We start from the raw sequence: 9,132 nt of genomic DNA, 5'->3' as shown, positions 1-9,132 counted from the left end.
AGCGGATCGTCCTCGCCAGGGAGCGGGTCGGCTTCTCCCTGCACGAGACGATTCTGTACGCCGGGACGGAGACGTCGATGTGGTACGCCAACCACGTCGAGGCCGTCGTCTGCACCCGGGGCGAGGCCGAACTGACCGACCACGAGGCCGGGAAGACGTACACCATCACCCCCGGCACCATGTACCTCCTCGACGGGCACGAGCGGCACACGCTGCGCGTCAAGGAGGACTTCCACTGCATCTGCGTGTTCAACCCGCCGGTCACCGGACGGGAGGACCACGACGAGAACGGCGTCTACCCGCTGCTCACCGAGCCCGAGGAGGTGTGAGAGCCATGACCACTGCCACCGTGAAGGACCTCTACCCCACCCGCGGCACCACCGAGGTGACCGTCCCCCGCCAGGACCCCGTCGTCTGGGGCGCCCCGGACACCCCGGGCCCGATCGCGGCGGCCGACCTCCAGCGTTACGAGCGGGACGGCTTCCTCGCCGTCGACCAGCTCATCACCCCGGACGAGGTCGCGGTCTACAAGCGTGAGCTGGACCGGCTGGTGACCGACCCGGCGATCCGCGCCGACGAGCGGTCGATCGTGGAGCCGAAGTCGAAGGAGATCCGTTCGGTCTTCGAGGTGCACCGGATCAGCGAGGTGTTCGCGAACCTGGTGCGCGACGAGCGGGTCGTCGGCCGGGCCCGGCAGATCCTCGGCTCGGACGTGTACGTCCACCAGTCCCGCATCAACGTCAAGCCCGGCTTCGGCGCGAGCGGCTTCTACTGGCACTCCGACTTCGAGACCTGGCACGCCGAGGACGGTCTGCCGAACATGCGGACGGTGTCCGTCTCGATCGCGCTGACCGAGAACTACGACACCAACGGCGGGCTCATGATCATGCCCGGCTCGCACAAGACCTTCCTGGGCTGTGCCGGCGCCACGCCGAAGGACAACTACAAGAAGTCCCTGCAGATGCAGGACGCGGGCACGCCGTCGGACGAGGCGCTGACCTCGCTGGCGAGCGAGTACGGCATCCGGCTGTTCACCGGCCGGGCCGGCTCGGCGACCTGGTTCGACTGCAACTGCATGCACGGCTCCGGCGACAACATCACGCCGTTCCCGCGCAGCAACGTGTTCATCGTGTTCAACAGCGTGGAGAACGCCGCGGTCGAGCCGTTCGCGGCACCCGTGCGACGACCCGAGTTCATCGGCGCGCGCGACTTCACCCCGGTGAAGTAGCACGCCCGTCGCGGGACCACCGGGCCGGGCCTCCTCGTGTGGGACGGGAGGCCCGGCCCGGTCATGTCAGCCGGACAGCACGTCCAGCAGCCGGTCGACGTCCGCGGCCGTGTTGTAGAGGTGGAAGGCCGCGCGCAGGTTGCCCGCGCGGTCGGAGACCTCGACGCCGGCCTCGCTCAGCGCGGGCTGCCGGGAGCCGAGTCCGGGCACCGAGACGATCGCCGAGCCGGGGGCGGGCAAGGGCTCGTGGCCGAGGCGGGCGAGACCGGCGCGGAACCGGTCGGCGAGGGCGAGGTCATGGGCATGGATCGCCGCCACGCCGAGTTCCTCGATCAGTTCGAGGGAGCGGCGCAGGCCCGCGAAGGTGAACAGGGCGTGGGTGAGGTCGAACCGCCGCGCGGAGTGGGCGAGTTCGGCCACCGGGCCGTAGCAGCTGTCCCACGGGTGTTCGGCCGCGACCCAGCCCGCGAGCACCGGGGTCAGTCCGCCGAGGTCCTCGGGGACGGTGAGGAAGGCCGCGCCGTGCGGGCCCATCAGCCACTTGAAGGAGACACTGGCCGTGAAGTCGTAGGCGTCCGCCTCCAGCGGCAGCCAGCCGGCGGCCTGGGAGAAGTCGACGTAGGTACGGGCGCCGTGGGCGCGGGCGGCCTCGCGCAGGGCGGGCAGGTCGGCGACCCGCCCGTCGGCGGACTGGGCGGCGCTGACCGCGACGAGCGCGGTGCCCGGCCGGACGGACTCGGCGATCCGCTCCAGCGGGACCGCGCGGACCTTGAGGTCGCCGCGGACGTGGAACGGGGTGAGGACGGAGGTGAAGTCGTCCTCGGCGGTGAGGACCTCGGCGCCCGCCGGGAGCGAGGCGGCGATCACACCGGTGTGCGCGGCGACCGAGGCGCCCGCGGCGACCCGGTCGGCCGGGACACCGGCGAGCCGGGCGAACGCGGCCCGGCACACCTCCACCTCCTCGTACAGCGGCAGCAGCGGCCGGCCCTCCGCCCGCAGCAGGGCCGCCTCCTGCAGGGCGGTGACGGCGCGCGCGGGCAGCAGGCCGCTGCTCGCGGTGTTGAGGTAGCTGTTCTTCGGGCGGAACTCGGCGCGGACGAGGCGGTCGAACGTCTCCGTGGTCTCCATGGATCCACTCTGCGTCCCCGGGAACTACCCGTCCATTGCCAACTTTTGCGCGGATCCTCTTAGCGGCGCTTATACGACGGCGCCCACCTGCGGTTTCTCAGTGCTGAGGGACCGCGCACCCGTCCGGACCACAGGCCGCCGCGTCCCCTTGGCCGCCCTGGTCGACGAGCTTGAGCGGGGAGCGCTCGCCCCAGGCCTGGGTCAGCGCCTGGGTGAAGACCTCGGCGGGCTGGGCGCCGGAGACGCCGTACGTGCGGTCGAGGACGAAGAACGGCACACCGGTGGCGCCGAGCTGGGCGGCCTCGCGCTCGTCGGCGCGGACCTCGTCGGCGTAGGCGGACGGGTCGGAGAGCACCGTGCGGGCGGCCTCGGCGTCCAGTCCGGCCTCGGCGGCCAGCTCCACCAGCCGCTCGTCGCCCTCGGTGAAGACGGACCGCTCCTCGGCGAAGTTCGCCCGGTACAGGATCTGGATCAGCTGGTCCTGCCTGCCGTGCTCCTTGGCGAAGTGCAGCAGGCGGTGCATGTCGAAGGTGTTGCCGTGGTCGCGGTCCCGGGTGCGGTAGTCCAGGCCCTCGGCGGCGGCCTGGGCGCCCAGGTTGTCCTCGCCGGCCTGGGCCTGCGCCTCGCTCATGCCGTACTTCCTGGTCAGCATGGTGATGACCGGCTGCACATCGCCCTTGGCGCGGCCCGGGTCCAGCTCGAAGGAGCGGTGCACCACCTCGACCTGGTCGCGGTGCGGGAAGGCAGCCAGCGCCTTCTCGAAGCGGGCCTTGCCCACATAGCACCAGGGGCAGGCGATGTCGCTCCAGATCTCGACGCGCATGTCTTCGGCTCTCTCCGGGTCGTACGGGCACGGGGACTCTCCCCGCCCGGTACGTGAACATTCAAACAGCCGGGTTCATTCCCCGGCCGGCACGGAGAAGCGCAGGAAGAGGTGGTGGTCGCCCTCCGCGGGCGGGTTCCCGGGGTCCGGCACCCAGCCCCGGCGGGCGTAGAAGGCCTGGGCGCGCCGGTTGTCCACGTGGACGTCCAGGACGGCGGAGTGCCCGCCGTCGGCGCGCCACTGCTCCACGCACGCGGCGTGCAGGGCCGTACCGATGCCGGAGCGCCAGCGGTCGGGGTCGACGTGGAACTGGAAGAGCTTGACCGTTCCCGTGGGGGCGCCGTCCGGGGTGCGGAAGGAGGCGATGCCGACGATCCGGCCCTGCGCCACGGCGCACAGCACCTGGCCGTCCGGGCGCTCGATGGAGCCGCGCCAGGCCTCGGTCCAGTCGACGCCGGTCTGGGGGACCCCGTCCGGGTAGTACGTGGACCGGGCCCGGAAGTGCAGGTCGGCGATGGTCTGGGCCTCGGAGGGCAGGGCGGTCCGGATCACGAGGGCGCCGTTCACGCGGTCACTGATCATGCACCGGAGGACGCGGCCGTCCGCGGAGCGGTTCCGGGCGCCCTCCGGCAGCTCCTTGGGGACCGGAGCCGGGGCGTGCGGCTCGTCCGGCCCCGCTGAGCGCCCTGATGCCGGCGGCCGGCCGCCGGTGTGCCCGACGCGGCCCGGCCGGTGTCGGGCGGACTCGGCACCGCGGTGTGCGGCGCGCCGGTGGCCGGCGGCTTCACCACCGGCCTGCGGGCCCGGTCCGCCGCTCGGCGCCGCCCTGTTCGGGCCGGCCCTCGCCCTCAGCTGCCGTCTCGCAGGTCGCTCGGCGCACCGGCCCGGAACCCGATGTGGTCGTACGTCACCGCGCACCCCTCCCCCACCGGCGACTGGACCATGAACCCGACCAGCGCGGCCCCGGTCTCCTGCTCCCCGCCCAGGGTGAAGAACCGCACGAAGGTCCACCGCTCACCGTCCAGGGAGGCGTGGAAGGCGAAGGCCCGCCCGGTCCGGCTGACCCGCAGCCACACCGACTCCCCGTCCACCGTGAAGGAGTTGGCGTCGTCGGAGTGGCCCCGGGTGACCACCGTGCAGACGGTGGGCACGTCCGGGGAGTACTCCAGACAGAGCTTGGCCCAGGCCCGCTCGCCCACGTGGACGTACAGCACCCCGGCGTCGAAGGCGTCACGGAAGCCCACGCCGACCCGCGCGGTCAGCTGGAAGTCCCCTTCGGGCGGCGCGCCGAGCAGCCGGGGAGCGTCGGAGGCCGGCTCCAGCGCTTCCCCGGTGGGCGGCACGAACCGGTCCTGCCGGGGCCCGGCCCGCCCGGTGAGCACACCGTCCTCGTACGACCAGCTGCCGTCCGGCCCGAGAGCCTTCAGCCGAAAGGGAAATCCGGGAAGTTCCAACGCGCTACCGCTCCAGAACCCCGTTGAACCGCCGGGGAAGACCGAGCGGGTTGTCGTCCTTCAGCTCGTCCGGCAGCAGCGCCTCGGGCGCGTTCTGGTAGACGACCGGCCGCAGCCACCGCTCGATCGCCGTACCGCCCACCGAAGTGGAGGTGGAGGTGGTCGCGGGGTAAGGCCCCCCGTGATGCTGCGCGGGCGCCACCGCGACCCCCGTCGGCCAGCCGTTGACCAGCACCCGCCCGGCCAGCGGCGTCAGCTCGGCGAGCAGCTCCGGCCCCCGCCCCTGCCCCGCGGCCTCCTCGGAGGACACCTGAACGGTCGCCGTGAGGTTGCCCGGCAGCCGCGACAGCACGGCCGTGGCCTCGGCCTCGGAGGCATAGCGGGCCACCACGGTGACCGGTCCGAAGCACTCCTCCAACAGCAGGTCGTACGCCCCCTCCTCGGCCAGCTTCTCCGCCGGCACGGTGAGGAACCCGGCGCTGACCGAGTGTTCGCCGCCCGCGCCGGGGGTGACCGGCGAGTCCACGTCCGGGAGCTGGGCGCGCTCGGCCACTCCGGCGATGAAGTTGTCCCGCATGCGGTGGTCGAGCAGCACTCCGGCGTCGGTGTCGCTGACGGCGTCGGTCAGGGACTTCACCAGCCGGTCGCCGGCCGCGCCGGAGGGCACCAGAACCAGTCCGGGCTTGACGCAGAACTGGCCCACGCCGAGGGTCATCGACCCGGCGAGCCCGCCGCCGATCTCCTCGGCGCGCTCGGCCGCGGCGGCCTCGGTGACCAGGACCGGGTTGAGCGAACCCAGCTCGCCGTGGAACGGGATGGGCACCGGACGCGCGGCGGCGGCGTCGAAGAGCGCCCGTCCGCCCCGTACCGAGCCGGTGAAGCCGGCCGCGGTGACCAGCGGGTGCTTGATCAGCTCGACGCCCGCCTCGAAGCCGTGCACGAGGCCTACCACGCCCTCGGGGATGCCGTGTTCGGCGGCGGCCCGGCGCAGCACCTTGGCGACCAGTTCGGACAGGGCCGGGTGGTCGGGGTGGGACTTGACGACGACCGGGCAGCCCGCGGCCAGCGCGCTCGCGGTGTCGCCGCCGGCGACGGAGAAGGCGAAGGGGAAGTTGGAGGCGGAGTAGACGGCGACGACACCGAGCGGCACCTTGTAGCGGCGCAGGTCCGGGATGGGCGGGGTGGCGGTGTCGTCGGGGTGGTTGATGATGACGTCGAGGAAGGCGCCCTCGTCGACGATGTCGGCGAAGGCCCGCAACTGGTAGCAGGTGCGGGCGAGTTCGCCGGTCAGCCGGGCCGGGCCGAGCGCGGTCTCCGCGTCGGCGGTCTCGACCAGGCCGTCCTTGGCCGCGTCCAGGCCCGCGGCGGCGGAGCGCAGGAAGGCCGCGCGGACCGTGCGGTCGGCGAGGGCGCCGCGCGCGGCGTGGGCCGCCCGGACGGCCGCGTCCACCTCCTGGGCTGTGGCCTCCACCGCAACCTGTTCACGCTGCTTCCCGGTGCGCGGGTCGACACTCCAGACTGGTGCTGCTGCCACCGCGGGTCCCTCCCAGTAAAGGCCGCATCAACTACGACGATCCAGGCTCACCCATCAGCCGCGTTCGATATACTGAACACTGTCTCTGATGATGAATTCGCTGTTCGGAGACTATATAACTCAGGTCCTCGTCGAACGAAGGGGTCAAGGGCGATGACGGCAGGCGACACAGGGGGCGGGGCGCAGGTCAAGTCCGCGGTACGGACCGTTGAGCTGCTGGAATACTTCGCCGGCCGGCCCGGTATGCACTCCCTCGCGGCCGTCCAGGAGGCCGTGGGATATCCCAAGTCCAGCCTGTACATGTTGCTGCGCACGCTCGTGGAGCTGGGCTGGGTGGAGACGGACGCGACGGGCACGCGGTACGGCATCGGGGTGCGGGCGCTGCTGGTCGGCACCTCCTACATCGACGGCGACGAGGTGGTGGCCGCCGCCCGCCCGACCCTGGACCGGCTCTCCGACGACACCACGGAGACCATCCACCTGGCCCGGCTCGACGGCACCAACGTGGTCTACCTGGCCACCCGCCAGTCCCAGCACTACCTGCGCCCCTTCACCCGCGTCGGCCGCCGGCTCCCGGCCCACTCCACCTCCCTCGGCAAGGCGATCCTCGCCACCTACACCGACGAGCAGGTCCGCAAACTCCTGCCGGAGACCCTGCCCGCGCTCACCGAGAACACCCTCACCGACCGGGAGCGGCTCATCGAGGAGCTGCACCAGATCCGGGAGCAGGGCTTCGCGGTCGACCGTGAGGAGAACACCCTGGGCCTGCGCTGCTTCGGCGTGGCGATCCCGTACCGCACGCCCGCGCGCGACGCCATCAGCTGCTCGGTGCCGGTGGCCCGGCTGACCCCCGCCCACGAGCAGATGATCAAGGACGCGCTGTTCGACGCGCGGGACCGGCTGACGCTCGCGACCCGCAGGCTCTGAGCCCCGGGGCCGTAGGCTCGGCCCCATGGAGATCGCGCTGCGGGCCGTGCGGGACAGTGACCTGCCGGTGTTCCACCGGCTGATGACCGACCCGGAGGCCGCGCGGATGGCCGCGTTCGGCCCCGAGGACCCGTACGACGCGGAGGCCTTCGCGATCCACTGGCGGCGCCTGCGGAACTGCTCCAAGGTGCTGCGCACGGTGCTGGCCGACGGAGAGGTGGTCGGCAACGCGGCCGTCTACGGCGTGGCCGGCGAGCGCGAGGTGACGTACTGGATCGACCGCGCGTACTGGGGCCGTGGCGTGGCGACGGCCGCGCTGCGCGCCCTGCTCACCGAGGTCCCCGAACGGCCGCTGTACGCGAGGGCGGCGGCCGACAACGCCAGCTCGCTGCGCGTGCTGGAGAAGTGCGGCTTCCGCGAGACGGCCCGGGCGCGGGGGTACGCCGGTGCGCGGGGCCGGGAGATCGAGGAGGTCGTGCTGATCCTGGACGCTTCGGGAACGCCGGACGAGATGAACCCCGGATGAGAAAAACGGTCGTACGGGAACGATTGCCCCGGTCCCGCTCGTCTTCCCAGCGGGATGAACAAGACGATCAGGCGGGCGTCCGTCTTCGCGCTGCTGCTGGTGCTCTCCCTGCTGGTCAGGGCGACGTGGCTGCAGTTCTACGACGGCAAGGCCCTCGCGGACGACAACGACAACCGGCGGAACGCGATCGCGACCTACTCGCGGCCCCTCGGGAACATCATCGTGGCCGGAGACGCCATCACCGGCTCCGCCCGGACGAAGGGAAGCGACCTCGCGTACAAGCGGACGTACACCGACGGCGAGCTGTACGCCGCGGTGACGGGCTACGCCTCGCAGGCCTACGCCCCCACCCAGCTGGAGGGTATCTACAAGGACCTGCTGAACGGCACGGACAACCGGCTGAAGACCGTGATGGACACCGTCACCGGGGAGCGCGCCGAACCGGGCGACGTGCTCACCACGATCGACCCGGCCGTGCAGAAGGCGGCCTACCGCGCGCTGGGCGACAAGAAGGGCGGCGCCGTCGCGATCGACCCCAGGACGGGCAGGATCCTCGCGGCCGTGTCGACGCCGTCGTACGACCCGTCCTCGCTCACCGACGCGGGCACGGCAGGCAAGGCCTGGAAGTCGCTCAACGCGGACAAGGACAAGCCGCTCACCAACCGTGCGCTGCGCCAGCCGCTGCCGCCGGGCTCGACGTTCAAACTGGTCGTCGCGGCCGCCGCGCTGGAGGACGGGCTGTACGACAACGTCGACGAACGCACCGTCAGCCCCGACCCCTACACCCTGCCGGGCACGGTGCGCCCCCTGTCCAACGAGAACAAGTCCGCGCCCTGCAAGAACGCCTCCATCCGCGTGGCCCTGCAGTACTCCTGCAACAACGTCTTCGGCAAGATGGCCGTCGACCTCGGCCAGGACAAGGTGAAGGCGATGGCCGAGAAGTTCGGCTTCAACAACCAGGCGCAGGACGTGCCGGTGCGGGCCTATCCCAGCGTGTACCCGTCCGGCATGGACAAGGCGCAGACCGCCCTGAGCGGCATCGGCCAGTTCGACGTCACGGCCACGCCGCTCCAGATGGCCATGGTGTCCGCGACCATCGCCAACGGCGGCAAGCAGGCATCGCCGCACATGGTCTCGCAGATCACCGACAGCGGCGGTGATGTGCTGAAGGACTACGACGACAGCGCGGACACCGAGGAGATCATCAGCTCCACCACCGCCGAGCAGCTCCGGTCGGCGATGGAGACGGTGGTGAAGGACGGCACCGGTACGAACGCGCTGATCGACGGGGCGACCGTCGGCGGCAAGACCGGTACCGCCCAGCACGGCGAGAAGAACAGCAAGACGCCGTACGCCTGGTTCACCTCCTACGCCAAGTCCGACAGCAACGGCAAGGAGGTGGCTGTCGCCGTGATGGTGGAGCAGTCCGACGCGGCCCGCTCGGAGGTGAGCGGCAACGGCCTGGCGGCGCCGGTGGCCAAGGCCATGATGCAGGCGGCGCTCAGGTGAGGT

General features: G+C 71.8%; 10 protein-coding genes. 5 read left to right on the top strand and 5 right to left on the bottom strand.

Annotated elements, in window-relative coordinates; genetic code table 11:
• On the top strand, positions 1-329 hold a 329-nt coding region (locus tag ACZ4U1_RS30195; protein WP_467907317.1), incomplete at its 5' end, for an ectoine synthase.
• 5 nt (positions 330-334) lie between these two features.
• Positions 335-1,228, top strand: coding sequence for an ectoine hydroxylase (gene thpD, locus ACZ4U1_RS30190; protein WP_467907316.1), 894 nt, complete (start codon positions 335-337; stop codon positions 1,226-1,228).
• Positions 1,229-1,294: 66 nt separating this feature from the next.
• Here thpD and ACZ4U1_RS30185 read toward each other — a convergent pair whose 3' ends face one another.
• The 5 genes from ACZ4U1_RS30185 to ACZ4U1_RS30165 form a co-directional block, all read right to left on the bottom strand.
• Complete coding sequence (locus tag ACZ4U1_RS30185; RefSeq protein ID WP_467907315.1) at positions 1,295-2,356, bottom strand: aminotransferase class V-fold PLP-dependent enzyme; 1,062 nt, start codon at positions 2,354-2,356, stop codon at positions 1,295-1,297.
• Between the two features lie 97 nt (positions 2,357-2,453).
• Complete coding sequence (locus ACZ4U1_RS30180) at positions 2,454-3,179, bottom strand: DsbA family oxidoreductase (RefSeq protein ID WP_467907314.1); 726 nt, start codon at positions 3,177-3,179, stop codon at positions 2,454-2,456.
• A 75-nt stretch (positions 3,180-3,254) separates the two neighbouring features.
• Positions 3,255-3,761, bottom strand: a complete 507-nt coding sequence (locus ACZ4U1_RS30175; protein WP_467907313.1) for a GNAT family N-acetyltransferase — start codon at positions 3,759-3,761, stop codon at positions 3,255-3,257.
• 266 nt (positions 3,762-4,027) lie between these two features.
• Entirely contained in the window at positions 4,028-4,633 is a 606-nt protein-coding gene (locus ACZ4U1_RS30170) for a DUF1349 domain-containing protein (protein ID WP_467907312.1), read from the bottom strand.
• A gap of 4 nt (positions 4,634-4,637) precedes the next feature.
• Positions 4,638-6,167, bottom strand: coding sequence for an aldehyde dehydrogenase (NADP(+)) (locus ACZ4U1_RS30165; RefSeq protein WP_467907311.1), 1,530 nt, complete (start codon positions 6,165-6,167; stop codon positions 4,638-4,640).
• 153 nt (positions 6,168-6,320) lie between these two features.
• On the opposite strand from ACZ4U1_RS30165, the gene ACZ4U1_RS30160 reads away from it, so the two are divergent.
• Genes ACZ4U1_RS30160 through ACZ4U1_RS30150 form a run of 3 tightly spaced genes read left to right on the top strand, consistent with a single transcriptional unit; the run spans position 6,321 to position 9,129 of the window.
• Positions 6,321-7,094: an IclR family transcriptional regulator gene (locus ACZ4U1_RS30160; RefSeq protein WP_059248622.1), complete on the top strand. Its 774-nt coding sequence runs from the start codon at positions 6,321-6,323 to the stop codon at positions 7,092-7,094.
• Positions 7,095-7,119: 25 nt separating this feature from the next.
• Positions 7,120-7,620: a GNAT family N-acetyltransferase gene (locus tag ACZ4U1_RS30155; protein ID WP_467907310.1), complete on the top strand. Its 501-nt coding sequence runs from the start codon at positions 7,120-7,122 to the stop codon at positions 7,618-7,620.
• Positions 7,621-7,674: 54 nt separating this feature from the next.
• Positions 7,675-9,129 carry a peptidoglycan D,D-transpeptidase FtsI family protein gene (locus ACZ4U1_RS30150; RefSeq protein ID WP_467907309.1) on the top strand — a complete coding sequence of 485 codons (1,455 nt, stop codon included), beginning with the start codon at positions 7,675-7,677 and terminating at the stop codon, positions 9,127-9,129.
• Positions 9,130-9,132 lie beyond the last annotated feature (3 nt).

It is taken from the genome of Streptomyces sp. NPDC028928, from assembly GCF_055564915.1.
Note: the sequence above shows the minus strand (reverse complement) of the source record. Positions and strands in the feature narration are given on the sequence as shown.

Excerpts from the sequence above, each read along its gene's own strand:
- ACZ4U1_RS30150 (WP_467907309.1), top strand. The coding sequence starts at position 7,675 with ATGAACAAGACGATCAGGCGGGCGTCCGTCTTCGCGCTGCTGCTGGTG.
- ACZ4U1_RS30175 (WP_467907313.1), bottom strand. The coding sequence starts at position 3,761 with ATGATCAGTGACCGCGTGAACGGCGCCCTCGTGATCCGGACCGCCCTG.
- ACZ4U1_RS30180 (WP_467907314.1), bottom strand. The coding sequence starts at position 3,179 with ATGCGCGTCGAGATCTGGAGCGACATCGCCTGCCCCTGGTGCTATGTG.
- ACZ4U1_RS30155 (WP_467907310.1), top strand. The coding sequence starts at position 7,120 with ATGGAGATCGCGCTGCGGGCCGTGCGGGACAGTGACCTGCCGGTGTTC.
- thpD (WP_467907316.1), top strand. The coding sequence starts at position 335 with ATGACCACTGCCACCGTGAAGGACCTCTACCCCACCCGCGGCACCACC.
- ACZ4U1_RS30160 (WP_059248622.1), top strand. The coding sequence starts at position 6,321 with ATGACGGCAGGCGACACAGGGGGCGGGGCGCAGGTCAAGTCCGCGGTA.
- ACZ4U1_RS30185 (WP_467907315.1), bottom strand. The coding sequence starts at position 2,356 with ATGGAGACCACGGAGACGTTCGACCGCCTCGTCCGCGCCGAGTTCCGC.